This window comes from Alloyangia mangrovi (assembly GCF_002300555.2).
GTDB classification, from domain to species: Bacteria; Pseudomonadota; Alphaproteobacteria; order Rhodobacterales; family Rhodobacteraceae; genus Salipiger; species Salipiger mangrovi.
Genome location: NZ_NTHN02000052.1, coordinates 14652 through 40529, shown reverse-complemented (window position 1 = coordinate 40529; position 25878 = coordinate 14652). Strand labels below are relative to the sequence as shown.

Annotated in this window: 22 protein-coding genes and 2 pseudogenes; 2 read left to right on the top strand and 22 right to left on the bottom strand. The window is 68.7% G+C overall.

The window, feature by feature from the left end:
- Positions 1–602: 602 nt before the first annotated feature.
- The 10 genes and pseudogenes from CLG85_RS21560 to CLG85_RS27875 form a co-directional block, all read right to left on the bottom strand.
- The gene (locus CLG85_RS21560; protein WP_311735024.1) at positions 603–2075 is read right to left on the bottom strand and encodes an NAD-dependent succinate-semialdehyde dehydrogenase; all 1473 of its coding nucleotides are present in this window, start codon (positions 2073–2075) and stop codon (positions 603–605) included.
- A gap of 3 nt (positions 2076–2078) precedes the next feature.
- Positions 2079–3122, bottom strand: coding sequence for a tartrate dehydrogenase (locus CLG85_RS21555; protein ID WP_260349992.1), 1044 nt, complete (start codon positions 3120–3122; stop codon positions 2079–2081).
- 15 nt (positions 3123–3137) lie between these two features.
- Positions 3138–4589: an aldehyde dehydrogenase family protein gene (locus CLG85_RS21550; RefSeq protein WP_260349991.1), complete on the bottom strand. Its 1452-nt coding sequence runs from the start codon at positions 4587–4589 to the stop codon at positions 3138–3140.
- Between the two features lie 108 nt (positions 4590–4697).
- On the bottom strand, positions 4698–5807 hold the full coding sequence (locus CLG85_RS21545; RefSeq protein ID WP_512699382.1) for an FAD-dependent oxidoreductase: 1110 nt from the start codon (positions 5805–5807) through the stop codon (positions 4698–4700).
- 193 nt (positions 5808–6000) lie between these two features.
- Positions 6001–6069 (bottom strand): annotated as a pseudogene (locus CLG85_RS28110) (hypothetical protein); the annotation flags it as partial.
- The gene (locus CLG85_RS21540) at positions 6066–6389 is read right to left on the bottom strand and encodes a (2Fe-2S)-binding protein (RefSeq protein ID WP_260349989.1); all 324 of its coding nucleotides are present in this window, start codon (positions 6387–6389) and stop codon (positions 6066–6068) included. The gene CLG85_RS21540 and the pseudogene CLG85_RS28110, both read right to left, overlap by 4 nt.
- On the bottom strand, positions 6386–8374 hold the full coding sequence (locus tag CLG85_RS21535; protein WP_260349988.1) for a hydantoinase B/oxoprolinase family protein: 1989 nt from the start codon (positions 8372–8374) through the stop codon (positions 6386–6388). The genes CLG85_RS21540 and CLG85_RS21535 overlap by 4 nt, the downstream gene beginning before the upstream one ends.
- A 3-nt stretch (positions 8375–8377) precedes the next feature.
- Positions 8378–10420: a hydantoinase/oxoprolinase family protein gene (locus CLG85_RS21530; RefSeq protein ID WP_260349987.1), complete on the bottom strand. Its 2043-nt coding sequence runs from the start codon at positions 10418–10420 to the stop codon at positions 8378–8380.
- Between the two features lie 90 nt (positions 10421–10510).
- On the bottom strand, positions 10511–10714 hold the full coding sequence (locus CLG85_RS28105) for a hypothetical protein (RefSeq protein ID WP_512699383.1): 204 nt from the start codon (positions 10712–10714) through the stop codon (positions 10511–10513).
- 121 nt (positions 10715–10835) lie between these two features.
- Positions 10836–11333: pseudogene (locus tag CLG85_RS27875) on the bottom strand (LysR family transcriptional regulator); the annotation flags it as partial.
- A gap of 169 nt (positions 11334–11502) precedes the next feature.
- On the opposite strand from CLG85_RS27875, the gene CLG85_RS21515 reads away from it, so the two are divergent.
- A complete protein-coding gene (locus CLG85_RS21515; protein WP_095882639.1) occupies positions 11503–12606 on the top strand; it encodes an NAD(P)/FAD-dependent oxidoreductase in 1104 nt (367 codons plus the stop codon).
- Between the two features lie 2 nt (positions 12607–12608).
- On the opposite strand, the gene CLG85_RS21510 is transcribed toward CLG85_RS21515, so the two are convergent.
- Positions 12609–13934, bottom strand: a complete 1326-nt coding sequence (locus tag CLG85_RS21510) for an NAD(P)/FAD-dependent oxidoreductase (protein WP_095882640.1) — start codon at positions 13932–13934, stop codon at positions 12609–12611.
- A gap of 162 nt (positions 13935–14096) precedes the next feature.
- Here CLG85_RS21510 and CLG85_RS21505 point away from each other — a divergent pair, with 162 nt between their 5' ends.
- The gene (locus tag CLG85_RS21505) at positions 14097–14591 is read left to right on the top strand and encodes an Lrp/AsnC family transcriptional regulator (protein WP_095882641.1); all 495 of its coding nucleotides are present in this window, start codon (positions 14097–14099) and stop codon (positions 14589–14591) included.
- A gap of 63 nt (positions 14592–14654) precedes the next feature.
- On the opposite strand, the gene CLG85_RS21500 is transcribed toward CLG85_RS21505, so the two are convergent.
- The 11 genes from CLG85_RS21500 to CLG85_RS21450 all read right to left on the bottom strand — a co-directional run bounded on the left by CLG85_RS21500 (position 14655) and on the right by CLG85_RS21450 (position 25678).
- Positions 14655–16319, bottom strand: coding sequence for an ABC transporter ATP-binding protein (locus CLG85_RS21500; protein WP_095882642.1), 1665 nt, complete (start codon positions 16317–16319; stop codon positions 14655–14657).
- Positions 16319–17185 (bottom strand): ABC transporter permease, encoded by an 867-nt coding sequence (locus CLG85_RS21495; protein WP_217989764.1) that lies wholly within the window; start codon positions 17183–17185, stop codon positions 16319–16321. The genes CLG85_RS21500 and CLG85_RS21495 overlap by 1 nt, the downstream gene beginning before the upstream one ends.
- On the bottom strand, positions 17182–18150 hold the full coding sequence (locus CLG85_RS21490) for an ABC transporter permease (protein ID WP_260349984.1): 969 nt from the start codon (positions 18148–18150) through the stop codon (positions 17182–17184). The genes CLG85_RS21495 and CLG85_RS21490 overlap by 4 nt, the downstream gene beginning before the upstream one ends.
- A 75-nt stretch (positions 18151–18225) precedes the next feature.
- Positions 18226–18621 carry a periplasmic substrate-binding domain-containing protein gene (locus tag CLG85_RS21485; RefSeq protein WP_260349983.1) on the bottom strand — a complete coding sequence of 132 codons (396 nt, stop codon included), beginning with the start codon at positions 18619–18621 and terminating at the stop codon, positions 18226–18228.
- The gene (locus CLG85_RS21480) at positions 18618–19835 is read right to left on the bottom strand and encodes an ABC transporter substrate-binding protein (RefSeq protein ID WP_260349982.1); all 1218 of its coding nucleotides are present in this window, start codon (positions 19833–19835) and stop codon (positions 18618–18620) included. Before CLG85_RS21480 ends, CLG85_RS21485 begins: the two co-directional genes overlap by 4 nt.
- Positions 19836–19911: 76 nt before the next feature.
- Positions 19912–20643 carry an HAD-IA family hydrolase gene (locus CLG85_RS21475; protein ID WP_260349981.1) on the bottom strand — a complete coding sequence of 244 codons (732 nt, stop codon included), beginning with the start codon at positions 20641–20643 and terminating at the stop codon, positions 19912–19914.
- A gap of 303 nt (positions 20644–20946) precedes the next feature.
- A complete protein-coding gene (locus tag CLG85_RS21470; RefSeq protein ID WP_095881721.1) occupies positions 20947–21858 on the bottom strand; it encodes a 2-hydroxyacid dehydrogenase in 912 nt (303 codons plus the stop codon).
- Complete coding sequence (locus CLG85_RS21465; protein WP_095881720.1) at positions 21858–23228, bottom strand: aspartate aminotransferase family protein; 1371 nt, start codon at positions 23226–23228, stop codon at positions 21858–21860. The genes CLG85_RS21470 and CLG85_RS21465 overlap by 1 nt, the downstream gene beginning before the upstream one ends.
- A gap of 16 nt (positions 23229–23244) precedes the next feature.
- The gene (locus CLG85_RS21460; RefSeq protein WP_375796944.1) at positions 23245–23949 is read right to left on the bottom strand and encodes a GNAT family N-acetyltransferase; all 705 of its coding nucleotides are present in this window, start codon (positions 23947–23949) and stop codon (positions 23245–23247) included.
- A 263-nt stretch (positions 23950–24212) separates the two neighbouring features.
- Entirely contained in the window at positions 24213–25310 is a 1098-nt protein-coding gene (argE, locus tag CLG85_RS21455; RefSeq protein WP_260349979.1) for an acetylornithine deacetylase, read from the bottom strand.
- Entirely contained in the window at positions 25310–25678 is a 369-nt protein-coding gene (locus CLG85_RS21450; protein ID WP_260349978.1) for a cupin domain-containing protein, read from the bottom strand. Before CLG85_RS21450 ends, argE begins: the two co-directional genes overlap by 1 nt.
- Positions 25679–25878: the final 200 nt, after the last annotated feature.

The window sequence follows — 25878 nt, the reverse complement described above, 5'->3', positions numbered from 1 at the left end:
GGTGTGTCTGGGGAAAGGGGGACTGCGGTCACCAGCTGATTTGTCCAACAACGCCATTCTCCCATCTCGACCTGATTTGAATTCCTTGTCAGGCGCCGCATTTCCGCCGCAGCCTGCGCACAGCGAGCAAGAAGCTTAACGGCACATCCGTGCCGCCACTGCCCATGGTTGCCATGACGCCATTGCGAACTGAGATAAATGAGAAGGCTGCATGTGCGTTTGGATGTCAGGTTTGAGGAAGCTGCAGCGCAGCAATGGCGAGCCTGGCGAATGTCGGTTCAGGGCTGGGAGCGGCGAGGGGTCAGCCTCTAACTGAGCTTCTGCTCTCGGCGCCGCCGCATAATGGTTCCGAGCCCAGAGCCCCCGCGCTTGTCAGGTACAGCGGAGGCGCGAGAAGCTGCTCAATCGCGCCGTTCCAAACGGATCTGGCGTGCCGGTGCCGCGTTCGCTTTGTACCGCTCGGTACTCGTCCGTGAGGAAGTCAGATCAGTTGAACGCAGGCTCGCGCCGGGTCATTCACTCGCGTGATCATGGAAACGGTCTGTGTCGAAAACGGGCCCGCCGAAATGGCGCGGGCCCGTGCGCGAGGTGTTCCCAGGGTGTTACAGCCCACCGAAGTGGAAGGCCTTAGTCTCGAGATATTCTTCGATCCCTTCCTGCGCACCCTCGCGGCCGAGGCCCGAGGCCTTCACCCCGCCGAAGGGCGCCTCGGCGTGGCTCACCGCGCCGGTGTTCAGCCCTACCAGCCCCGCCTCCAGCGCCTCGCCGAAGCGGAAAGCGCGGGCCATGTCGGTGGTGTAGAAATAGGCCGCAAGGCCGAAGGGCGTGCCATTGGCGATCTCCAGTGCCTCCTCCTCGGTCTCGAAGCGAAAGATCGGCGCGACCGGGCCGAAGGTCTCCTCAGAGGCGAGCCGCATCTCCTGCGTCGCGCCGGTCAGCACCACCGGGTCGGCGAATTGCGCGGGCAGATCGCGGGTCGCCGTGGCGCGGGTTGCACCCCTGGCCAGCGCGTCTTCGACATGGGCGGTGATCTTGGTGATCGCGGCGGCGTTGATCATCGGGCCGATGTGGGCGCCTTCCTCGGTGCCTGCACCAACCTTCAGCGCATCGACCTTCGCCGCCAGCGCGGCGACGAAACGATCGTGAATGCCGGACTGCACGAGGATGCGGTTGGCGCAGACGCAGGTCTGCCCGCCGTTGCGGAACTTGCTGGCCATGGCGCCCTCGACCGCCGCCGCGAGATCGGCGTCGTCGAATACGATGAAGGGCGCGTTGCCCCCGAGTTCCAGCGACATCTTCTTCAGCGTCGGCGCGCATTGCTCGGCAAGCAGCGCCCCCACCCGGGTCGAGCCTGTGAAGCTGAGCTTGCGCACCACCGGCGAGGCGGTGAGCGTCGCGCCGATCTCCTCGGGGCGGCCGGTCAGCACGTTGAGCACGCCCACCGGAATGCCCGCCCGCTCGGCCAAAACGCAGAGCGCCAGCGCCGAATAGGGCGTGAAGTCCGAGGGTTTGATCACCATGGTGCAGCCCGCCGCGAGGCCGGGTGCCACCTTGCGGGTGATCATCGCGTTGGGGAAGTTCCACGGCGTGATGATCGCGCAGACGCCCACCGGTTCCTTCATCGCGAAGATCTTCTTGCCCGGCACCGGGCTGGGGATGATGTGGCCGTTGATCCGCCGCGCCTCTTCGGCGAACCAGCGCACGAAGGAGGCACCGTAGAGGATCTCGCCCTTGGCTTCCGCCAGCGGCTTGCCCTGCTCGGCGGTGAGGATGAGCGCCAGATCGTCGGCGTGCTCGAGCATCAGGTTGTGCCAGGCCATCAGGAGGTCGGCACGCTCGGCGTGGGTCTTCTTCTTCCAGGCCTTCATTGCCTGCTCTGCGGCAAGGATCGCTTGCGTGGTCTCATCGGCGGTGCAGTCCGGCATGTGGCCCAGGATGTCGCCGGTGGCAGGGTTGGAGACCTCCATGTCGGCACGGGCGATCCACTGCCCGTCGATCAGCGCAGCCTCGCGGAAGAGGTCGGGATCGGAAAGGCTTGTCCGGATGTCGGCGGCAAAGGCGGTGTGAACGGTCATGGCTCAGGCCTCCAGAGCGGCGATGACGGCCGCGGTGATCTCGTCGGTGGTGTTCAGGCCGGGGCGAATGCCGATGCCGTTGGCGGTCGCCGCCTCGATGGCGGAAAGCACGGCGGCCGAGGCCTCGGCCTCGCCGAGGTGGTCGAGCATCTGCGCCACGGACCAGATCGCGGCGACCGGGTTGGCGATGTTCTTGCCGGCGATATCGGGTGCCGAGCCGTGCACCGGCTCGAACATCGAGGGCGCCGAGCGGTCGGGGTTGATGTTCGCCGAAGCCGCGAAGCCGAGCCCGCCCTGGATCGCCGCGCCGAGGTCGGTGAGGATGTCGCCGAAGAGGTTCGAGGCGACCACCACGTCCAGATCCTGCGGCGCCATCACCATCTTGGCGACCATGGCGTCGATGTGCATGTGGCTGACGGTGACATCGGTATACTCGGCGGCCAGCTCGCGCGTCACCTCGTCCCAGAACACCATCGAGTATTTCTGCGCGTTGGATTTCGTCACCGAGGTCAGATGTCCCCGGCGGCTGCGCGCTTGCTCGAAACCGAAGCGCAGGATGCGCTCGACCCCGGCGCGGGTGAAGACCGAGGTCTCGACCGCCACCTCGTTGTCCTTGCCCTCGTGCACGCGGCCACCGGCGCCGGAGTATTCGCCCTCGGTGTTCTCCCGGATGCAGAGGATATCGAAGCCCTCGGCCTTCAGCGGCCCCTCGACCCCGGCGAGCAGCCGGTGCGGGCGGATGTTGGCGTACTGGTTGAAAGCCTTGCGGATCGGCAGCAGCAGCCCGTGCAGCGACACCGAGTCCGGCACCGTCGCAGGCCAGCCCACGGCGCCGAGGTAGATCGCGTCGAAGCCGCGCAGCGTCTCGATGCCGTCCTCGGGCATCATCCGGCCGTGTTTGAGGTAATACTCGCAGGACCATGGGAAGGAGGTGGTCTCGAAGGCGAAACGCCCCTTTGCGACGGCGCCCAGCACTTTCATCGCGGCATCGGTCACGTCAACGCCGATCCCGTCACCGGGGATCAGGGCAAGGTTATAGGTCTTCATGGAAAGCTCCCCCATTCATAGGTCGATAAGTACGGACTTGCTGCGCCGGTTTGCAAGGTAGGCCTCGCGGCCGAGATCCTTGCCGAGGCCCGAGGCCTTCCAGCCGCCGGTCGGCAGGATGTGGTCGCGCGAGCGGCCATAGCGGTTGATCCAGACGGTCCCGGCCTCGAGCTGCCGCGACAGGCGCAGCGCCCGGCTGACGTCGCGGGTGAAGAGGCCGGCGGCCAGCCCGTAAGTCGGATGGGCGGCCAGCGCCATGGCCTCTTCCTCGCCGTCGAAGGTCTGGAAGGTGGCGACGGGTCCGAAGATTTCCTCGGTCACCGCCGGGTTGTCCTGCGTGACCCCGGCGATCAGCGTCGGCTGGTAGTAGCTGCCCTCGCGCGCGAAAGGCGCGCCGCCACAGAGGACCTCGCCCCCCTGCCCCGCCGCCGCCTGCACGATGCCGTCGATCCGCGCCACCTGCCCGGCCGAGATGATCGGCGAGAAGCCGGCTTCGGGGGCCAGCGTGTCGGCGGGCAGATGGCGGGCGAAGCGCTCCTTCAGCCGCTCGGCCAGCGCCCCGGCGATGCCCTGCTCGACAAGGATGCGCGAGCCCGCGACGCAGAACTGTCCGGCGTTGGGCAGGATGCCCCGCTCAAGGCAGTCCGCCGCCAGATCGAGATCGGCATCGGCGAAGACCACCATGGGGCTCTTGCCGCCCAGCTCCAGCGTCATCGGCTTTATCCCGGTGCGGGCGATGTTCTCCATGATCGCCGCGCCGGCGCGGGTCGAGCCGGTGAAGGACACCTTGTCGATGCCGGGATGGCCGGTGATCGCGGTGCCGGTGACCGGCCCGTCGCCCAGCACCACGTTGATCAGCCCGGCCGGGATACCGGCCCGCACCGAGAGCTCGGCTAGGTAGAGAGCGCTGTAGGGGGTCATCTCTGAGGGTTTCAGCACCACCGCATTGCCCGCCGCCAGCGCCGGACCGAGCTTCCAGCCCGCCATGGAGATCGGGAAGTTCCACGGGGTGATCGCACCGACAACGCCGTAGGGCTCGTCGGCGATGAAGCCGAAGGCGCTGTCCGAGGTCGGCACAAGCGCGCCGCCTTCCTTGTCGGCGAATTCGGCGAAGAAGCGGATCTGCTCGGCGGTGACCAGGACGTCGCCGACCCGTGCCTGTGCCAGCGGTCGTGAGGAACAGACCGCCTCGAGATAGGCCAGCGTGTCGGCCTCCGCTTCGATCAGGTCCGCCCAGGCATGCAGCGCTTCCAGCCGTACGCGCGGTGCGATGCCGCCCCAGTTCGACGCGGCGCGGGCCGCGCGCGCGGCCTCGACCGCCTCGCCCACCAGCGCGGCATCGGCGCACGGGATCCCCCCGATGCGCTGGCCGGTCGAGGGAGAGATCACCTCGATGGCAGCGTCACCGGGCACGTAGCGACCCGCAATGAAATGTCCGCAGGGCAGCGGGATGTCGAAGCCGGGCATGGCGTTTCCTGTCGTTCCTTGCCCGCAATCTGCGCGCCCGCGCCCGGCGGAAGCTGCCGAAAGCAGGGCTGCGGCAGAATTCTCTGCGGGATGCGTCCCGCTGGCAGATTATTCTGCCTCGCGCGTCCCTTCTGCCTTGAGCCATGCACCGATCGATGCGGGCCGGGCCGGGGGTTGGGCGCGCAGGCGGCCCACATCCCGCGGCGCCAAGCCCGCCGCCGCTGCGATGATCTCTGCCCCCGACAACTGGCAATAGCGGCCCTGGCAACGCCCCATGCCGACCCGCGCGAGCGACTTCGCCCGGTTCGCCTCGGGCCCCGAAAGCGGGAGCGTGGCGCGCAGGTCGCCGGCCGAGATTCCCTCGCAACGGCAGACGGTGGTGGTGTCTGGCAGGTTTCGGATCATCTCGGCGGGCCAGGGAAAGGCCTGCGCCACCCCATCGGCAAACCGCTGCATCCGCTTCAGTCGGCGCAGGATCGAGGCGGGGTCGGGGTGCGGCAGACCGAGGTCCTGAAGGCAGGCGATGGCGGCGGCGCGGCCGGCGAGCTCGGCCCCATCCGCCCCGAGGATGCGCACCCCGTCACCGGCAAGATAGAGCCCCGCGCCAGCGCGGCCCAGCGGATCGGCCCGGGGCAGCCATTGCGCGAACGCGGAATTCCAGTCGAAAGCGGCCCCGGCGAGATCCGCGAGCGTACCATCGGCGCGCAAGTGCCAGCCAAGGCCCACCATGTCGCAGGACGTCTCGCGCGCGCTGCCGCGCGCATCCTGCCAGTGCACCGCCGTCGGACCGGCCTCGCCGGTCTCGATCCGGGTGAGAGAGACGCCGGCATGGTAACGCCGGCCAAGCGCTGCGCGCAGCCGCAGGCCGCGCAGCGTGACCAGAGGGCGGGCCATCGCCATGCGCAACCCGCCCTGCAGCTGCGCTCGCATCGGCGCGGTGTCGAGCACCGCCGCCACTTCCGCCCCGGCTTCCAGAAGCTGCGCCGCGAGCAGGGTCAGCAGTGGCCCCGAGCCGGCCAGCACGATGCTCCGGCCAAGCGCGACGCCCTGCGCCTTGAGCGCGATCTGCGCCGCGCCCAGAGAGTAGACGCCGCCCGCCTGCCAGCCCGGCACCGGGGCGAGCCGGTCGGTGGCGCCGGTGGCGAGGATCAGCCGGTCGTAGGGAACCTCCTGCCGCGCCTCGCCCAGCACATGCGCCACGCCAGCGAGAAGCGCCATCACCGAGCGTTGCGGCAGGTGGGTCACCTTGCCCCCGGCCACCAGCCGGTCGAAGGTGGCATGCAGCGCGACCGCCTTCGCGGCCTCGGGGCCGTAGAGCTTTTCCGGCGGGCGCGTGAAGCCTTCGGGCGGGCGGCGGTAGACCTGCCCCCCCGGCGCGGGCGGCCTCGTCCACCACCACCGGATGCAGCCCCGCCTCCACGAGGGCCTCGGCCGCGCGGACCCCAGCAGGTCCGGCACCGACGATCAGCACGCATGTCATGCGGTGCCCCCTGTTCCGCCCGGCCACTGCGCCGCGCCCGGAGCGCTGCGCAGCCGCATCCCCTCGCGCAACGGGGTCGAGCAGGCGCGCAGGCGCGGCCCTTCCTCCTGCCATATCCAGCAATCCTGGCAGGCCCCCATCAGGCAGAAGCCCGCCCGCGCCTCGGGGCCGAACTCGGCCTGGCGGAGCGCGCGGCGCGACAGCAGGATCGCGGTCAGCACCGTGTCGCCCTCGAGCCCGGTCAGCGCCTCGCCGTCGAAGTCGAAGCCGACCGTCGCGCGAGCGGTCTCGGCCAGGCGGACGAGCCGCCCGCCGCTCATTCCGCCGCCTCGGCGCAGGCCGCCGGGCGCGGCAATTCGGGGAACCGCGCGCAGGTGGCTTCGAAGGCCGCCTCCACGGCCTCCGCGCCACTGCCCTCGATCCGGCGGAAGATCTCGGTCTTGGTGAAGAAGCGCCAGTGGATCGGCAGCGCCGCGAGGATTCCGGTCAGCCGGTCGTAGGCCTCGGCGGTCCAGCGCGCCTCGTATCCCTCGCGTTCGGGACCGTAGTGGAAAAAGGCCTCCGAAGGGGACGGCATCACGGCGCGCGCGGCCTCGGTCGCCGCCTCGTCCACCGCGCCATCCTTCAGCACCACGCCGTAGTCGCGCGCGGCGGCTTCGGCCGAGACATAGCCCCGCGCCACGTCGCGGGCGACGCGCCACGGCTCTCGCTCCGCCGGGTTGCCGCGCCCACCGCCACCCGCCGAGCGGACCTCGAGCACATCGCCCGGCTGCAGGATCGCGGTGTCCTTAGAGCCCATGCGCCGCTCGTCGGGGGTGCCGGGATTGACCACCATGTCGGCGAGCCCCGCCGCCTTGCCCCCGCCCGTGCCCCACGGACGGAAGAACGAGCGGTCGCGGTTGCGCGCGGTGATGCGGCTGTCGGGGGTGAAGACCCGGAAGGCCATCTCGGTCGCCAGCCCGCCGCGCCAGCGCCCGGCGCCGCCGGTGTCGCGCGCCAGCCCGTATTTGACGAATTCGACCGGCACCTCGGTCTCGGTGATCTCGATCGGCGTGTTCTTCAGATAGGCCGCATCCGCACCCGAGCCGTTGGTGCCATCGCGATGCGGCATGCCGCCGCCGCCGCCGACCACCGGGTTCACCGCCGCGATCACCGTCTTCTGGCTGCGCTCGTCGCGGGTCATCACGTTGACGATGCAGTTGTTGCCGGCGGGTGCGGCGGGCATCCGCTTCGGGATCGCCTGAGCGAAGGCCCCGAAGATCACCGAGCGCAGCCGCGCGCAGGTCAGCGAGCGCATCCCCACCGCCGCAGGCGACACCGGGTTGAGCACCGTGCCCTCGGGGGTGATGCAGGTGAAGGGGCGCGTGAGCCCGGTGTTCAGCAGGATGCGCGGGTTCAGCGTGTAAAGCACGTAGTAGACCCCGACGAGCAGCATCGTATGGCGCGGGTCGCCGCCCGAGGGCACGTTGAGCGACGAGGCCAGTTGCGGGTCCGAGCCGGTGAAATCGAGGATCGCCTCCTCGCCGCGGATGGTCAGCGTCAGCGTGAGACGGCAGGGGTTGGCCTCGTCGCTGTCCTCGTCGGCGTAGTCGGCAAAGACGTACTGGCCGTCCGGGATTTCAGCCAGCACCGAGCGCGCCTGCGCCTCGGCCTGATCCATCAGCGCCGCGACGCCCTGCACGAAGCCCTGTTTGCCGAAACGCTCGATCATCGCATGCACCTTGCGCTCGCCGGTGCCGAGCGCACCGACCAGCGCCTTTATGTCGCCGATGTTGAGCGCGGGCTTGCGCACGTTGGTCGACATGATCTTCATGATCTGCTCATCGAAGACCCCCTCGCGCACCAGTTTCATCGGCGGGAAGCGCAGGCCTTCCTGGTGGACCTCGGTCAGCGAGCGCGACAGCGAGGCAGGCACCGCGCCGCCCATGTCGGTGTTGTGGATGTGCCCGCCGGTCCAGGCGACGATCTCGCCGTCGGCGAAGACCGGCTTCCACAGATGCGTGTCGGGGGCGTGGGTCGCCACGTGGCCGGAATAGGGATCGTTGGTGAAGGCGACGTCGCCGGGGCGATACTCTTCCTCCACCATGTCGATGGCGCGGCCGTAGGTCAGCCCCGGATACCAGGTCGCGCCCAGATCCATCGGCACGGCAAAGGTATCGCCCGCGCGGTCCATCAGCATGACGGTGAAGTCCTGCGTCTCCTTGACGAAGGCGGAATGCGCGGTGCGGTGCAGCGTGTGGGCCATGTTCTCGGCCGCGGCGCGGGCATGGTTGGCGAGCACCTGGAGGGTCATCTTGTCGAACATGGGTCAGTCCTCGAACTGCAGGTGAATGTTGAGATGGCCGTCGACACGCGCCCTTGCGCCCGCCGGAATGGCAAAGGTCGTGTCTTCCTGTGCGACGATGGCAGGGCCGTCGAAGGTGGCGCCCGGGGCCAGCGCGGCACGGCTGTGCAGCGGCACCGGGCGCCAGCCGCCGATATGCACCTGCACCTCGCGGCTCTCCCCCGCCTCGACCTGCGCCAGCTCGGCAAGATCGGGCTTGGGCCCGGCGCCGATGGCCGAGAGCCGCAGGTTGACCATCTCGATCCGACCCTCGGGGTCGTCAAAGTCGTAGATGCGGCGGTGGGTGGCGTGGAAGGCCCCGGTGATCCGGTCGAGGTCCGAGAGCCAATCGGGCGCCAGCGCCACCTCGATCTCGTAGCTCTGCCCGGCGTAGCGCATGTCCGCCGAGAGCTTCAGCTCGATTGCCCCGTCATGGCCCTGCGCCTCGAGCCAGGCGCGGCCCTCTTCGGAAAGCGCGCGGAACTGCTCCTGAAGCAGCGGAAGCCGCGCCGAGTCGAGATCGGCAAAGACGGTGCGGATGAAGTCGCCCTTCAAGTCCGCCACCAGCCCGCCAAGCGCCGAGACCACGCCCGGGCGACGCGGCGCCATGACGCGCGGCATTCCCAGCTCGCGGGCGAGAAAGGCGCCCAGCATGGGACCGCCGCCGCCGAAGGGCATCAGCGCGAAATCCCGCAGGTCGACCCCGGCGCGGGACGACAGTTTCTCGACCTCGACGAACATTTCCGACACCGCGATGTCGAGGATCGCCTGCGCCGTCTCCTCGACCCCGCGACCCAGTTGCGCGGCCAGAGCGCCGACGACCTCGCGCGCCAGCTCGACCTGCATGTCGAGCTGGCCATAGGCCATTTCCGAATGCCCCAGCCAACCGCAGACCGCCATGGCGTCGGTCACCGTGGCGCGGATGCCGCCGCGCCCGTAGCAGGCCGGGCCGGGCACCGAGCCCGCGCTCTCCGGCCCCACGCGCAGCACGCCATGCGCGTCGACCGAGGCGATCGACCCGCCGCCGATCCCGATAGAGCTGACCGAGACCGAGGGGATGTGCAGCGGGAATTCACCCACAAGTTCGTCCGAGCCGAATTGCACCTCGCCGTCGATGATCAGCGCGAAATCGGCCGAGGTGCCGCCGATGTCGAGCGTCAGGATGCGGCTCTCGCCCGCCTGCCGCGCCAGCCAGGCCGCGCCGATCACCCCCGAGGCGGTGCCCGAGAGCAGCATCGACACGCAATCGCGGCGCCCCTCTCCGGCGGTCATCACGCCGCCGTTCGACTTGGTCAGCATGGCGCGGGCAGGCACGCCTTGCGTGGAAAGCCGCGCCTCCAGCGCCTCGAGATAGCCCGAGACGCGCGGGTGGACGTAGCCGTTGAGGATCGCCGTCGATGTGCGTTCGTACTCGCGGATCACAGGCCAGACCTCGGAGGAGGCAAAGACGAAGAGCTCCGGCGCGAGGGCCACGATTTGCTGCCGGATCTCGGCCTCCTGCGCGCTGTCGCGCCAGGAGTGTAGCAACGCCACGATGATCCCCTCCGCGCCCGCTGCCTTCGCCCGGGCAACGGCCTCGGTCACGGCTCCCTCGGGCGCGTCGCTGCGCCGTCCGTCGGCGCGCATCCGCACCGGCAGGCCGAAGATCATGTCGCGCGTCACCAGCGGATCGGGGCGCTGGCAGAACAGCGAGTACATGTCCGGCATCCGCAGTCGGGCCAGCTCGATCACGTCCTCGAAACCCGCGTTGGTGAACATCGCGAGCTTCGCGCCCTTGCGCTGGATGATCGTGTTGATGCCCACCGTGGTGCCATGCACGAAGCGGCTGACCGCCGACGCATCCAGCCCCTCTCTCTCGGCCAGCAGATCAAGCCCGGTGCGCAGCTCGGCGCCGGGATCGTCGGGCGTGGTCAGCACCTTGAGCGAGGCGATGCGCCCCGAGCGGGCCTCGAGCGCACAGAAGTCCATGAAGGTGCCGCCGATATCGACACCGATTTTCCAGTCTTCCGCCGGGAGTTGGCCGTCCATGGGTCATCGCCTTTCGTTCCGTTTGCCCCAGTCGAGCAGAGGACGGAGCGGCGGTCCAAGTCGGATGCGGCCAAGAGCCATAAGTCGAGCCTATGGGCGAGAGAGGCCCTCGGGCAGAAGCGAGCGGATCTGCGCGCGCATGAGGCCCTCGGCGCGCGACAGGGACTTGCCGCGCAGGGTCAGCAGCGACAGCGGAAGCGCGGGCGCTCCGTCCAGCGGGCGGATCTCGATCCCGTCGAACTGCTCCCAGGGCAGCAGGGAATCGACCACCGCGATCCCCAGACCCGCCTGCACGAATCCGACTGCCGAGATCGAAGTGTCGATTTCCAGCCGCGGCTCGAAGCGATGCCCCAGGCGCGCGCCGCCTGTCCAGCTCGTCGAAGGGGCGCGTGGCGGAGCGGTAGGAGATGACGAATTCCTCGCCAAGATCCCCGAGCGCGATGGCTGCCCGCGCGGCGAGCGAATGGCCCTTCGGCAGCAGGCAGCAGAACCCGGTGCGGCCCAGCACCTCGACCTCGATGTCCTCGGGCATCTGGTCGGTGAGCGCCAGCGCAAGCGCCGTGTCGCCCTCGCGCAGCATGGTGCGCAGCGATTGCACCGGCGCCACGTTGCAGCGCAGCGCGATATCGGGGTGCCGGGCCCGGAAGGCCGCCATGACCCTCGGCAGCAGCGACATGGCCGGCGGGGTCGAGCAGCCGATCCGCACCAGCCCGGCCCGACCCTGTCGCAAATCCGCAGTCATCCGGCGCAGCCCTTCCAATTCGCCGAACAGCCGCTCGGCCTCAGGGTAAAGCTCGAGCGCCTCGGGCGTGGGCCTCAGCCGCCCCTTCTCGCGGTCGAAGAGCGCGAAGCCCAGATCGTCCTCGGTGTGGCGCAACACCTGGCTGAGCGCGGGCTGCGAGATGTTCAGCATCCGCGCCGCCTCGGTCACCGTGCCCGCCCGCATCACCGCGGTGAAGACTTCAAGCTGACGTGCGCGCATGGGCCGCTCCATAGGTCTGACTTATGACACTCGTCATATCCCGTCTTTGACCGCAAGGCCCGCGAAGGGCTTTCCTGCCGCGAGACGGAAAGGATTTGTCATGCAGGTGATCGTACTCGGCGGCGGATTGATGGGCAGCGCGACGGCCTTCTTCTTGGCGCGGCGCGGCATCCGCGTGCGGCTGATCGAGCGCGGCCATGTCGGTGCCGGGGCCACCGTCGCCTCTTTCGGCAACATCCGCCGCACCGGCCGGGTGCTCGAGCAGCTGCCGCTGGCGAAGCGCTCGCTCGACCTGTGGAGCCGCGCCGAGGAGCTGCTCGGCCGAGACGTCGAATTCCGCGCCACAGGTCACCTGCGGCTGATCTTCGACGAGGCCTCTCGCGCCGACATGCTGCGCTTTGCCGAGGCCGCCCGGCCCTGGGGGTTGGAGCTCGACCAGCTGGAGCCGGCGGAGATCCGGCGCCGCTTTCCCGGCCTTGGCCCCTCGGCGATCGGCGCCAGCTTCTCGCCCCGCGACGGCAGCGCCAACCCGAGGCTGGTCGTGCCCGCCTTCGCCGATGCCGCCTCCCGCGCCGGGGCGGAGATCATCGCCCATGCCGGCGAGCCCCGGATCGAGAAGACGGAGGCCGGCTTCAAGGTCCGTACTACGCAGGGCTCCTTCGGCGCCGACGTGCTGGTCAATTGCGCCGGGGCCTGGGGCGCCGAGATCGCCCGCCACTTCGGCGAGCCGGTGCCGCTGACCGCACACGGGCCGCAGATGGGGGTGACCGAGCCCCTGCCCCACCGCATCCTGCCGGTGGTCGGCATCTGGTCGCAGGACAGCGGCGCCTACCTGCGGCAGGTCGAGCGCGGCAACGTGGTCTTCGGCGGCGGCGTGCCGCGGGTACCGGTGGCAGGGACGGGCTTTGCGCAATACGATCCCGCCGGGCTGGCGGTGCAGCTCGCCAAGGTGGTGCAGCTCTGCCCCGCCCTCGCCGACGTGACGATCATCCGGCAATGGTCGGGCTGCGAGGGGTACCTGTCGGACATGCTGCCTGTCATGGGCGCCTCGGGCAGCACGCCGGGGCTTTTCCATGCCTTTGGCTTCTGCGGCCACGGCTTCCAGCTCGGGCCCGGCGTCGGCGACACAATGGCCGAGCTGATCGCCACCGGCACAAGCGCGACACCAATCGCGGCGATGTCGATCGCGAGGTTCGCGGCGTGAGGTCAGAATTTCGCCACCTTGCCCCATTGCGAGGTCTCGAAACGGCTGAGCCTATATTGCGCCGGCTCGGTGATCGGCGCGCGCCCGGTCAGCATGTCCGCCACCAGATGCCCGACCCCCGGCCCGATGCCGAAGCCGTGGCCCGAGAGGCCCGCCGCCAGCGTCAGCCCCGCGATGCCAATGTCCGTGTCGATCACCGGAACGCCGTCGGGGGTGCTGTCGATATAGCCCGCCCACTTGGCCTGCACCGGCACCTTCCCGAGCGCGGGAAGCAGCTTGCGGGCGCGGGCGAGGGTTTCGTTGATGAGGATCTCCGAAGGTTTGGGGTCGAGAATGCGTACCCGCTCCATCGGGGTCTCATGGTCGAGCGCCCAGATATCGCGGGTCTCGAAGCCCGCCTTCCACGCCTGCAGCCCACCCGGGGACAGTGCACGCCAGCGCTTGGCGAACATCGGCAGGAAGTGTTTCGCACCGCGGATGGTGCCCGGCGTCGGATCGATGTTGCTGCGCCCCGAAATCGCCAGAGTGTGCGCCCCGTCGCCGCGCCGGGTGATCGAGACGGCGGCGGTGTGCAGCGCGGGCGGCAGGCCCTCGGTGCCGGGGGCCACCGACAGGATCGAGCTGCGCACCGAGGCCTGCGGGAAGAAGATGCCCGACTGGTGCAGGAAGCTCGCCGCCCAGGCTCCGCCCGAGAGCACCACTTGTTTGGTGCGGATCGTGCCCTTCTCGGTGATCACCGCCGAGACCGCGCCGCCGGACGTCTCGATGCCGCGTGCCGCGCAATTCTGGATCACCGCGCCGCCGTGTTTGAGGACGCCCCTGGCGATCAGCGGGGCAGCGCGCGAGGGATCGGCGGTGCCATCGGTCGGCGACCAGACGCCGCCCTTCCACGCCTTGCCGGTGGCAGCACCGCGCTCCGTCGCCTCGGCTTCGCTAAGCATCCGCGTGTCCACGCCCTCGCCGCGGGCAAAGGTGCCCCAGCGCGCCCAGCCGTCGAGCTCGGCCTGATCGTCCGAGAGGTAGAGCAGCCCGCAGCGCCGGAAGCCGAGGTCCTCGCCGATGTCCGCGGCCATCTCCTCCCAGAGCGAAAGGCTCTTCGTGGAAAGCGGCAGCTCGCGCGCATCGCGGTTCTGCTGGCGGCACCAGCCCCAGTTGCGGCTCGATTGCTCGGCGCCGACGCGGCCCTTTTCCAGCAGCACCACCTTCATCCCCGCCCGCGCCAGCCAGTAGGCGGCGCTGGTGCCGACGATGCCCGCGCCGATCACCACGCAATCGGCGGTTTCGGGCAGGTCGTTCCGGGTCTCGATGTGCAGCAAGGGCGCGGTCATGTTCTTCTCCTGTAGTCCCGGGATCTTCTACGATGGTGCCCCCAGACGCATGTGCCGGATCACGGGCCCGTCACGGCATTTCCTGTCGAATGCGGTTGACTTGGGGGCCGCTCTGCCCTTCACAAGGAGCGTACGGCGCGCAGACTCCGAGGAAAAAAGACCATGACCCCCCGCTACAAGCTCGACCGGATCGACCTGAAGATTCTCGCCGAGTTGCAGCGGAACGGGCGGATCACCAACGTCGAGCTGGCCGACCTCGTGCACCTGTCGCCCTCGCCCTGCCTGATGCGGGTCAAGAAGCTGCAGAAAGCCGGCTACATCACCGGATACGCGGCGCAGATCGACATGGCCAAGCTCGGCGAGACGCTGACCGTCTTCACCGAGTTCACGCTGAGCAACCACCGCCAGATCGACTTCGCCCGTTTCCAGGAAGCGCTGGAAAAGGTCGAATGCTGCGTCGAATGTCACCTTGTGTCGGGCGGCTACGACTACCTCGCGAAATTCGTCACCGCCTCGATCTCGGACTACCAGACGATCATCGAGGGGCTGATCGACCGCAATGTCGGGATCGACAAGTACTTCAGCTTCGTGGTGATGAAGACGCCGTTCTCCAAGACGCAGATGCCGCTGACCCACCTTTTCGCCGACAAGGTCTGAAGGGCGCGGTGCAGGGTCATGGGGATACGGCGCGGGAGCCTCGGCACCCGCGCCACGCTGTCCTCAGCGATTGGCGAATTGCGCCACCAGCTCTGGGTCCTGCTCGAGCCCGGCCAGCCAGCCGGTGTCGAGCTGCGGCACCGAGGAGATGAGCAGCCGCGAATAGGGATGCGTCGCCTCGGTGGACATCCGCGCGGCGGGCAGCGCCTCGACCACCTCGCCCTTGTACATGACCAGCACGTCGTCGCAGATCGCCTCGACCGTCGACAGATCATGGCTGATGAACATGTAGCTCAGCCCCAGCTCGCGCTGCAGTTCCTTCAGCAATTCGAGGATCGCCGCCGCCACTACCGTATCGAGCGCCGAGGTGATCTCGTCGCAGAGGATCAGCTCGGGGCTGGCGGCGAGCGCGCGGGCAAGGTTCACCCGCTGCTTCTGCCCGCCCGAGAGCTCGCCGGGCAACCGATGCCGCAGGGCGGCGGGCAGGTGCACCATGTCGAGCAGCTCGATCACCCGCGCCTCGCGCGCCTTGCCGCGCAGCCCCTCGTAGAAGGTCAGCGGCCGGGCGAGGATGGCGCCGATGGAATGCGCCGGGTTGAGCGCGGTGTCGGCCAGCTGGAAGACCATCTGCATGCGCCGCAGGTCGTCCTTGGACCGGTTCTGCAGGTCGGGTTTCAGCTCTTTGCCGTCGACCATCACCGCCCCGCGATAGGCCGACAGGATCCCTGCGATCGCCCGCGCCAGCGTCGACTTGCCCGAGCCGGACTCGCCGATCACCCCGAGGTTGCGGCCGCGCTCGAGCTTGAAATTCACGTTCTTGAGGATCTTGGCAAAGGGCACGCCGTCACGCAGCGGCCCGTATCCGGCGCAGAGGTCGAAGACCTCGAGAACCGGCTTGGGTTTGGCGGCCTGTTCGGGCTGGGCAATGGGTTGATGCGGCACCGGCTCGAAGGCCGCCAGAAGCTGCTTTGTGTAGGGATGCTGCGGAGCGTGCAGGATCTGCTCGGCGCCGCCGACCTCCTGAATCTCGCCGCCCTTCAGCACGATGATCCGGTCGGCGATCTGCGCCACGACGGCGAGGTCATGGCTGACGTAGACGCCGGCCATCCCGCCCCTCTGCATCACCGACTTGAACGCGCGCAGCACCTCGATCTGGGTGGTCACGTCGAGCGCCGTGGTGGGCTCGTCGAAGATCACCAGCTTGGGATCGCCGATCAGCGCCATCGCCGCCGAGAGCCGCTGCAGCTGCCCGCCCGAGACCTGGTGCGGGTAGCGCTGGCCGATGGTCTCGGCCTCCGGCAGGGCGAGGGCGCGGAAGAGCTCGACCGCCTTCTTCTCGGCCTCGGCGCGCGGCATCAGCTCGTGGATGGCGGCGATCTCGATCACCTGGTCCATGATCCGCTTGGAGGGGTTGAAGGCCGCGGCGGCCGATTGCGGCACGTAGGACACCTCGGTGCCGCGCACCCGCGCGCGGGCGCGCTCGGACATGGCGGTGATCTCTGAGGTGCCGAGCCGGATCCTGCCGCCGTCGATGCGGCAGCCGGTGCGGGTGTGGCCCATAAGCGAGAGCGCGATGGTGGTCTTGCCCGAGCCGCTCTCGCCGATCAGCGCGACGATCTCTCCGGGCGCGATGTCGAAGCTGACGCCCTTGATAATCTCGACCTTGCGGCCGGCGTCGGTGGTCGCGCCGATGCGCAGGTCGCGGACGGAAACGAGGGGGTTGGTCATCATTCGCTCCTGTCGCGGATCTTGGTGGGCAGGTTGTCGATGAACATGTTCACCGAGATGGTCAGCGAGGCGATGGCGATCGAGGGGAAGATCACCGCCGGCGCGCCAATGCTCAGCCCCTCGATGTTCTCGCGCACCAGCGCGCCCCAGTCGGCGTTGGGCGGCTGCACGCCGAGACCGAGGAACGACAGGCCCGAGAGTACCAGCACGATGAACACGAAGCGCAGGCCGAGGTCGGCCAGCACCGGGCCGAGGATGTTGGGGAAGATTTCGCGCAGGATCAGGTAGGGCGTGCTCTCGCCGCGGGCGCGGGCGACGGTGACGAAATCCATCGTGTTGACGTTGACCGCCAGCGCCCGGGCGAAGCGGTAGGAGCCCGGCATGTAGATCGCCGTCAGGGTGAGGATCAGCACCGGGATCGACGAGCCGACGGCGGCCACGACGACGAGGCCGAAGAGCAGCGAGGGGATGCCGTTGAAGGCATCCAGCAGCCGCGACAGGATCATGTCGAACCAGCCGCCCGCGACCGCGGCCACCATGCCGAGGATCACCCCCAGCGTGCAGGCCAGCGTCACCGCGGCGAGGGCGATGCCGACGGTGTAGCGCGCGCCCATCAGGATGCGCGAGAAGATGTCGCGCCCAAGATAGTCGGTGCCCATCCAGAAATCCTTGGTCACCGGGCCGAAGTAATCCCAGTCGACGATCTCTCCGGGCGGATGCGGCGCCAGCCACGGCCCGACGACGGCGACGATGGCCCAGAAGAGGATGATCGCGAGGCCGATCCTGCCGACCCAGTTGAAGCGATAGCCCGGCCCCTTGCGCTTCGGCGTGCCCTTGGCGGTGGTGGTGGTAGCTTCAGCCATCATCGACGCAGCCTCGGGTTGGAAAGGATTGCAATCATGTCCGCCAGGGTGATCAGCGACAGGTAGCTGACGCAGAAGATCATCGCGCAGGACTGGATCAGCGGCAGGTCGCGGGTGCTGACCGCATCGACCATCAGCTTGGCGACGCCGGGGTAGTTGAAGATCGTCTCGACGATGATCACCCCACCGACGAGGTAGCTCAGCGACAGCGCCACGGCGTTGGCGATCGGCCCCAGCGCGTTGGGCAGCGCGTGGCCCAGCACCATGCGCTTGCGCGAGGCGCCCTTGAGCAGAGCCATCTCGACATAGGGGGTGTTGATGGTCTCGATTACCGCGGCACGTGTCATGCGGATCATCTGCGCCGAGACCACGAACGCGAGGGTGATCACAGGCATCGCGTAGGCCTTGAGCATGGCCGAGAGCGAGCTCACGTCGGCGCCGTAGCTCAGCGCCGGCAGCCAGCCGAGCCAGACCGCGAAGATCAGCACGGCGAGCGTCGCCACCATGAACTCGGGCACCGAGATCACCGAGATGGTCAGCACCGAGACGATCCGGTCGAAGAGCGAACCGCGCCACATGGCCGCGCCGATCCCCAGCGCCAGCGCGACCGGCACCGAGACCAGCGTCGTCACGCCGGCGAGCTTCAGCGAGTTGCCCAGTCGGCCCGAGATCAGCTCCACCACTTCCATCTTGTTCACGTAGGAGGTGCCCAGATCGCCGCCCGCCAGTCCGAAGAGCCAGCCGACAAACCGGCTGAGCGCGGGCTCGTTCAGGCCCATCGCCTCGCGCAGACCGGCGACCGCCTCGGGGGTGGCGGCCTGACCCAGAAGGATCTCGGCAACGTCACCGGGCAGCAGCTCGGTGGCGAAAAAGACGGCGAAGGAGACGATGACCAGCGTCAGCAGGGCGATGCCGAGCCGCTGTATCACCAGGAACCATGGCGTGAGCGATTGGGGCAAGTGGGGCACCTCTTTCGGCCGGGGGTGTCTGAAAAATCGAAGACCGAGCCCGCGTCTGGCGCGGGCCCGGAGTGTGCGCGAAGATCAGGCGTTGAGCCAGACGTATTCGGCGAAGGCGTAGCCCATCATGCCGCCCAGCGGGTTGGCCTTGAGGCCGCCCAGCTTGTTCGAGACAGCGTCGACGTTGGAGATGTAGGCGGGGATGATGGTGCCGGCCTCGTTGGCGATCATCTCCTGCATCTCCCAGTACATCGCGGTCCGCTTCTCCTCGTCGAGCGCACCGCGCGCCTCGACCATCATGCTGTCGAACTTCTCGGATTTGTACTGGCTCTCGTTCCACGGCGCGTCCGAAGAATACAGCAGCGAGAAGAGGATGTCCGGCGTCGGTCGCGGGTTGATGTTGCCGAAGTGAACCGGGGCCTTCAGCCAGTAGTTCGACCAGTAGCCATCCGAGGGCACGCGGTCGACCTTGAGGTTCATGCCGATCTCGCTGCCCGCTTGTTGCACCACGTCGCCATGTCGACCGACGACGATGCGGCATCCGAGGCGACCATCGGGATCTCGGTGCCCAGCAAGCCGGCCTTCTCGAAGTGATACTTAGCCTTTTCCGGATCGAAGGCGCGCGGCGCGAGGTTCGGGTTGTGGTAGCGGTTGGCCGCCGACACGGGTTGGTCGTTGCCGATCTCGGCAAAGCCGCGCAGCACCGACTTCTGGATCATCTCACGGTTGACAAGATACTTCATGCCCTCGACGAAATCGGCCTTGGCGCCGGGCTCGAGATCGAGACGAATGTTGAGGTTGGTGTAGTTGCCCGCGGTGGTCACCGAGGTCATCACCGAATCCTGCCCCTCGAGCATCCGCATCGAGCGCGGGTTCACCGAGGCGGCGAGCTGGATGTCACCCGACAGCAGTGCGTTGACGCGGGCGTTGTTGTCGGGGATCGCGAAGAACTCGAAGCTGTCGAGATACGGGCCCTCGGCCTTGAAGTAGTTGGGGTTCTTCACCGCGACAGAGCGCACGCCGGGCTCGAAGGCTTCGCAGATGAAGGCGCCGGTGCCGTTGGCCTTGGAGAAATCCGTGGTGCCGTCGGCAATGATCATGAAGTGGTGCAGCGCGAGGATGGTCGGCAGGTCGGCGTTGGGCGCCGAGAGCACGATCTTCACGGTCAGGTCGTCGACCTTGGAGATCTCGGTCATCTGCTTGGCGATCGAGTTCACCTTGGAGCCGACGGCCTCGTCGAGGTGGCGCTTGAGCGAGTAGACCACGTCATCGGCCGAGAGCGCCTTGCCATCGTGGAAGGTGACGCCCGACTTCAGCTTCACTTCCCAGCTCTGCGCATCATCCGAGGAGACCGCGTCGGCCAGTTCCATCTGCACCTGCCCGGCCTCGTCGAGGAAGGTCAGGCGGTTGTAGAAGGCGCAGCAGCGCACGTAGTCGGTGGAGAGCGACGCCTTGGCCGGGTCGAGCGTGTCGGCGGTCGAGGACGACCAACCGGCGGCCTTGAGCGAGCCACCCGAGACCGGGGTCGCGGCGACGGCGGCCGAGGCGCGCAGCAGCAGCGAGCCGCCCGCGGCGGCAGCGACGCCCGACGACATAAGCATCTTCAGCAGATCCCGGCGCGAGGCACCGCGGCGGATCATATGCTCGACCATCGCGTCATCGCGGCCGGTCCAGTTGGTAGGGGTCTTGGTCATGTCAGTCTTCCCTGTTGTGGTGGTTGTACGGGCCCGGACGGTCTTCGTGCCGCCTCGGACCAGATGCTTCGCGGGGTTACGCGCCGAAGGCCTCGTCAGCCGCGAGGGCCAGTTCGATCAGCGCGTGGAAGTGGTAGTCGGGCTCGGTGAATTCCTTCGGTTCGATGGTCCCGCCGTAACCCTTCTGCGCGTGGCGGCGCTGGATCCAGGCGTTGGTCATGCCGAGCTCGCGCGAGATGCCGATGTCGTGGTACTGGCTCTGCGCGGTGTGCAGGATGTCGTCCTTCGAGCCGCCGTCCGTCTCCACATAGGCAAAGACCTGGTGGAAGTAGTCGGGGTTCGGCTTCTCGCAGCCGGTGTCATCGGTGGTGAAGCCCGCCCAGAACGGCTGCCCCAGCTTCTCGGCATATTTCTCGAAGGCCCAGCGACGGGCATTGGTCATGGCGATCAGCTTGTAGCGCGCCTTGAGCTTCGCCATCGCCTCGGCACTGTCGTGGAACGGCTTCGCCTCACCCACGGTGTCGATCATCAGCTGGCGGTACTCCTCGGTATCGGGCAGGCCGAAGGCTGCGGCGATACGCGAATAGCAGCGGCCCAGGTCGTCGGGGAAGAGGCCCGCGCCGGGCTCGTAGCGGGCGTCGCGGTAGACCGACAGCGCTGCCTCCCCGTCGATGTCTACGCCTTCCTTTGCGGCGATGGTGGCGAGGCCTTCCTTGATCGCTCCTTCGAAGTCGATGAGCGTGCCGACCACGTCGAAGGTGACGTAGCTGAAGGCGGTCAGCGGTTTCACGGCGGTCGTCGTTGCCATCTCGGCAGTCCTTTCTGCGATGCGCCGGCGCGGGAGGTGCGCCTTGATCCGTGCCGGGACGCGGGCCTTTCGCAGAATTTTCTGCCTGGCCTGCGGGTCTCGCCGATCCCGGTTGGTTTTCGTCGACTTTCCCCTGATTTCGGGGGAAATCCTGCGTAGTCCCGTCCGGGCGTCACGTCCCTGTTGCATTGAGCTTCCCCCGAAATGGCGCTGCGGAAACTCCGAAAGCGGCCAGAGGGGCGGCATATTCTTCTGTATTCCCCCGGCACGCGGCATTTTCGCTCCGCGCCCCGGAGGGGCGTTTCAATACCCTCGTTCCTGGTCGACGAGCCCCGGAAGCGGCGCGCCGGCCCGGCTGGCACGCAGCACGTCGAGCACGTGGCGCGCGCCCTCGCGGGCGTCGGTATTGGCCGCCACATGCGGGGTGAGGATCACCCGCGGATCGACCCAGACCCAGTGATCCGCGGGCAGCGGCTCGGGGTCGGTGACGTCAAGCATGGCCGAGGCCAGCTGCCCGGCGTCGAGCGCGCCCTTCAGCGCCGCCATGTCGAGCTGCGCGCCACGGCCCGCATGGACCAGCATCGCGCCCCTTGGCAGCTTCGCGAAAAAGGCGGCATCCATCAGTCCGCGCGTTTCCGCGGTGAGCGGCAGCAGGCAGATCAGGATGTCGCTCCGCGCGAGAAAGGCCTCCATCGCCCCGGCGCCATGGACCTCGATCCCCTCCGCAGGACGGCCCGAGCGCGACCAGCCGGCCACGTCGAAGCCCATGCCGCGCAGGGTGTCCGCGGCCAGAAGGCCGATCCGCCCCAGGCCCATGATGCCGACCCGCGTGCCGCGGGTGAGCGGGACCGGGCGGGTCTTCCACTCCGCCGCGCGCTGCTGGCCGAGGTAGACGGGCATCTCGCGGTGCAGCATCAGCGTGGCCATCACCACCCAGTCGCGCACCATCTCCTCGATGCCCGGGGCCAGCGTGCGCACGAGGCTCACGCCCTCGGGCATGGCGGGCATCTGGTCGACGCCCGCTCCGGTCGAGATCACCACCCGCAGGTTCGGGTAGCGCCGCAGATCCCGCGGCGGCACCCAGCAGACGAGATGGGTGATCGCGGCTGGGTCGGTCACCGCCGCCTCGCCCACGATCATCTCCTCGCCCGCCGCCGCGAAGAGCGGCTTCCAGACCTCGGCGCGATCCGCCGTGGAGAGGTAGAGCAGCGCCATCAGGCGAGGGCCGCGCGGATTTCCGGGTCTTCCAGCGTCAGGTCGAGCACGGTGCGGGTGCGCTCGACGATGGCGTCGATCTCGGCCTCGGCGCAGCAGAGCGGCGGCGCGTAACCGAAGATGCCCTGCGCAAAGCTGCGCACGATGAGCCCCTGCTCCCAGGCCCGATCGAAGAGCCGGGTGGCGGGCTGCACGGCGGCGGGCAGCGGCGTCTTCTTCTCCTTGTCGGTGACCAACTCGACGGCGGCCAGCATCCCCCGGCCACGCACGTCGCCGACCAGCGGGTGATCGCGCAGCGTCTCGAGCCCGGCCATCAGCCGCGCCCCCGCCTTGCGGCCATTCTCCAGCAGTCCGCCTTCGTAGAGACGCAGCACCTCCAGCGCCACGGCGGCGGACACGGGATGTGCCGAGTAGGTGAAACCGTGGCCCACGGCCTTGGCGCCCGCGCCCTCGGCGATGGTCTCGTAGACATGGTCACGCATGAAGACCGCGCCCATCGGCACGTAGCCCGAGGTGAGCCCCTTGGCGGTGGTCATGAGGTCGGGCACGATGCCCTCTTCCTCGCAGGCAAAGAGCGGGCCGGTGCGGCCGAAGCCGGTGATGACCTCGTCGGCGACAAACAGGATGTCCATCTCGGCGCAGGCGTCGCGCATCGCCTTGATCCAGCCCTTCGGCGGCACAAGCACACCGCCCGATCCCTGGATCGGCTCGACGTAGAAGGCGGCGACCTTGTCCTCGCCGATGGCCGCGACTTTGGCCTTCAGCTCGGCGACCGAGGCATCGACGATCTCCTGCTCGGTCTTGAGCGGGTTCCGGTAGATGTAGTGCGACGAGATCTTGTGCTGCCACCGGTAGGGCACGCCGAAGCCATCGTGGAAGCCGGGCAGCGCGGTCAGCCCGGCGCCCATGGTGGTGGAGCCGTGGTAGCCCTGCTCGACCGAGATGAACTGGTCGCGCTGCGGCTGGCCCTTGGCGTGCCAGTAGTAGCGGATGAAGCGGATCGTGCTGTCCACCGCGTCAGACCCGCCGAGGCTGAAGTAGATGTGGTTGAGATCGCCGGGGCTGCGCTCGGCCAGCTCGGCGGCAAGCCGGATCGGTGCCTCGGCCCCGAGGTCGAAATAGCCGGTGGCATAGGGCAGCCTGCGCATCTGCTCGGCGGCGGCCTCGACGACACTCTCATGGCCGTAACCGGCGTTGACGCACCACAGGCCGGCGAAACCGTCGATCAGCTCGCGGCCCTCTGCATCGGTGACGGTCGCGCCCTTGGCCGAGCGCAGCACGCGCACGCCGCGCGCCTCGTGGCCACGGAAGGACGAGACCGGGTGGACAAGGTGCTGGCGGTCCAGCTCGATGAGGGAATTGGTCAGCATGACGCTCTCCGGAAGGTCAGCCCAGGGCCTGCGAGGCAAGGGCGTAGGTTGTAAAATCGGTCTCGGCGGCGGCGCGGGCCGCCTTCTTCATCGCGGTGCCGCCGCCCGCATGGGCAAGGCCGAGAGCTTCGGCATGGGGCGCCAGCGCGGCATCGGTCAGGTCGATGCGCAGGAACTGCCCGGCGCAGCGCGTGGCCCCGGCGGCGATCAGCGCGCGGGCGGTCTCGGCGTCCTGCGCCACGACCGGCCCCAGCACCCTGCCGCGTCCGAACTCGCGCAGAATGGCGAAACCGCGCTCGGCGCGAAGTAGCTCGCCGCGCTCCGTGATCGCCGCGATCAGGGCAGTGCGGTCCATGCCGCTGGCGGCGCGGTCCATCGCAGCAAGGTCCGATGCGTCCGCCCCGGCAACCAGCTGAACCGGCAACTCGGGCGCGGCGGCCTTGGCGATGCCCTGATGCTGGAAGACCTCGCCCGTGGCCTCGAACCCCAGCTTCTCGTAAAGCGGCAGCCCGTCGGCGGTGGCGGTAAGGCGCAATTCGCGGGTGCCGCCGATCTCGAGCACCGCCTGCATGAGCCTGCGGCCAAGCCCCCTGCCCCGCATCCGCGCATCGACGATGATCATGTTGATCGTCGCCACCTCGCCGAAGAGCGAGCAGAGCGCGGTGCCCACAACCTCGTCCCCCTGCAAGGCCACGACACCCTGCGAGACCGAGAGCGTCAGCTCCCAGTCGGCGGCACGGTGCGGCCAGCCTGCCTCGCGCGAGAGGCGCAGGGCACCGGTCAGGTGGGCGGGCGAAAACGGGGCGAGGATGATCTCGGGCGCATCGGCCGCGAGGGGGGGAGGCAGCGGTCATCGTGGGTCTCATGTGTCTTGTCTTGTCGGGGTCAGGCTAGCGCACGGCAGACGGCAGGTTCGCTCTGATCCGCTGCGCGCACGGCAGTTTTCCCTGCGGCGACCACGGGCCGCCGCAGGATATGCCGCGCTCAGCAGAGCCGCCGGCCGAGCGACAGGATCATCTCGGTCGCGCCGGCCAGTTCTGGCTCCGTGAGGTATTCCTCGGGCTTGTGCGCCCGGGCGATGTCGCCCGGGCCGCAGACGATCGCGGGCACGCCCGCCTGCTGGAAGAGCCCGGCCTCGGTGCCGTAGGACACGGCCTGAAGCGACGCATGGCCCGAGATCTCGGTGGCGAGGGCCGCAAGCGGATGGTCCGCGTCGAGCGCCAGCGCCGGGTAGTCAGACAGCCATTCGGCATCGAGGCCGCCGATCCCGGCCAGCGGCGCGAGAATCTGCCGAGGATCGACACCGCAGATGGCGCGCGCCTCGATGCAGGCCTCGGCGCGGTCCGGGATGATGTTGAGCGCCTGTCCCCCCGCGACGGTGCCGATCTGCACCGTCGAATGGGCCGGTGTGAAGCGCGCGTCCCGCGGCGCGGATTTCAGGCTCTCGGCCAGCGCGACGGCGGCAGAAAGCGCCGGCGCAAGTGCATGGATCGCATTCTGCCCCAGGTCGGGACGCGATGAATGGCCCGAGACGCCCGTCGCCACCAGCCGCAGCGCCGCCTTGCCCTTGTGCGCGAGCACGGGCACCAGCCCCGAGGGTTCGCCGACGATGCAGCCAAGCGGCGCGGCACAAAGCTCCGGCAGTTTCGCCAGCAGGTGCCGCACGCCGCGGCAGCCCGCCTCCTCGTCGTAGGAGAGCGCGATGTGGACCGGCGCCCGCAGCGGCATTGCCGCCAGTTCAGGAACGGCGGCGAGCACGGCGGCATCGAAGCCTTTCATTTCGCAGGCCCCGCGGCCGATCAGCCGCGCGCCGTCCCGCCGCAGCACGAAAGGATCCCCGAGCCAGCCTGGCTCCTGCGCCGGGACCACATCGACGTGGCCCGACAGGACGTAGCCCGGCAGCGAGGGATCCCCGATCGTGGCGAAGAGGTTCTCGCGGTCGCCCTCGGGGCCGATCACGCGGGTGACCCGCGCGCCGTGCTCCGAAAGGTAGTGCGCGACGTAATCCATCAGCGCCGTGTTCGAGGTGCCCACAACGCTGGGGAAGGCGACGAGCCTTTCGAGGATCTCCGCCGCCCGCATCAGGAGGCGATCACGAAGATCTTGCGCACCGTCTCGAGCGTGTTCCAGGTGCCGGTGAAGCCGGGCTTCATCACGAAGCTGTCGCCGGGGCCGAAGACATGGCTCTCGCCGCCGTCCTCGGCGATCTCGCAGCGTCCCGAGAGGATTTGGCAGAACTCGAAGGTCTCGCCCTTGATCGAGATGGTCTTGCCTTCGGTCGCCTCCCAGACGCCGGTGCGGATCTTGCCCCAGTTGGCGGCTTCGGCCAGCGCGGTGTCGAGCTCCCATGTCTTGTAGGCGGGCGCGCCCTCGATCAGGCGGTCGGGCGCGGCGGTGCCCTCCTTGGGGGCAAAAGTGGGTGCGGTTTCAACGGGTACGAGCAGGGCCATGGGAGTCTCCGGTATTGGTCTCGAGAACATTGGTCGCAGCATGCCCCGCCGCGCCGCGCGCCGGTCACCAAAAGCGCGCGCGGCGCGGCAGACCGTGCCGCGACCCGCGCGACAAACGCAATTTCCTGCGCTGAGAGCGCGAAACGCGGCAGGCGCTGTCGCGGCGGCCGGGTCAAGATGCCGGTATCACGCACCCCGGA

Bases quoted from the DNA above. Each gene is read 5' to 3' on its own strand.
- CLG85_RS21560 (WP_311735024.1), bottom strand. From the start codon at position 2,075: ATGACCGTTCACACCGCCTTTGCCGCCGACATCCGGACAAGCCTTTCC.
- CLG85_RS21555 (WP_260349992.1), bottom strand. From the start codon at position 3,122: ATGAAGACCTATAACCTTGCCCTGATCCCCGGTGACGGGATCGGCGTT.
- CLG85_RS21550 (WP_260349991.1), bottom strand. From the start codon at position 4,589: ATGCCCGGCTTCGACATCCCGCTGCCCTGCGGACATTTCATTGCGGGT.
- CLG85_RS21545 (WP_512699382.1), bottom strand. From the start codon at position 5,807: ATGGCGCTTCTCGCTGGCGTGGCGCATGTGCTGGGCGAGGCGCGGCAG.
- CLG85_RS21540 (WP_260349989.1), bottom strand. From the start codon at position 6,389: ATGAGCGGCGGGCGGCTCGTCCGCCTGGCCGAGACCGCTCGCGCGACG.
- CLG85_RS21535 (WP_260349988.1), bottom strand. From the start codon at position 8,374: ATGTTCGACAAGATGACCCTCCAGGTGCTCGCCAACCATGCCCGCGCC.
- CLG85_RS21530 (WP_260349987.1), bottom strand. From the start codon at position 10,420: ATGGACGGCCAACTCCCGGCGGAAGACTGGAAAATCGGTGTCGATATC.
- CLG85_RS21515 (WP_095882639.1), top strand. From the start codon at position 11,503: ATGCAGGTGATCGTACTCGGCGGCGGATTGATGGGCAGCGCGACGGCC.
- CLG85_RS21510 (WP_095882640.1), bottom strand. From the start codon at position 13,934: ATGACCGCGCCCTTGCTGCACATCGAGACCCGGAACGACCTGCCCGAA.
- CLG85_RS21505 (WP_095882641.1), top strand. From the start codon at position 14,097: ATGACCCCCCGCTACAAGCTCGACCGGATCGACCTGAAGATTCTCGCC.
- CLG85_RS21500 (WP_095882642.1), bottom strand. From the start codon at position 16,319: ATGACCAACCCCCTCGTTTCCGTCCGCGACCTGCGCATCGGCGCGACC.
- CLG85_RS21495 (WP_217989764.1), bottom strand. From the start codon at position 17,185: ATGATGGCTGAAGCTACCACCACCACCGCCAAGGGCACGCCGAAGCGC.
- CLG85_RS21485 (WP_260349983.1), bottom strand. From the start codon at position 18,621: ATGAACCTCAAGGTCGACCGCGTGCCCTCGGATGGCTACTGGTCGAAC.
- CLG85_RS21480 (WP_260349982.1), bottom strand. From the start codon at position 19,835: ATGACCAAGACCCCTACCAACTGGACCGGCCGCGATGACGCGATGGTC.
- CLG85_RS21475 (WP_260349981.1), bottom strand. From the start codon at position 20,643: ATGGCAACGACGACCGCCGTGAAACCGCTGACCGCCTTCAGCTACGTC.
- CLG85_RS21470 (WP_095881721.1), bottom strand. From the start codon at position 21,858: ATGGCGCTGCTCTACCTCTCCACGGCGGATCGCGCCGAGGTCTGGAAG.
- CLG85_RS21465 (WP_095881720.1), bottom strand. From the start codon at position 23,228: ATGCTGACCAATTCCCTCATCGAGCTGGACCGCCAGCACCTTGTCCAC.
- argE (WP_260349979.1), bottom strand. From the start codon at position 25,310: ATGCGGGCGGCGGAGATCCTCGAAAGGCTCGTCGCCTTCCCCAGCGTT.
- CLG85_RS21450 (WP_260349978.1), bottom strand. From the start codon at position 25,678: ATGGCCCTGCTCGTACCCGTTGAAACCGCACCCACTTTTGCCCCCAAG.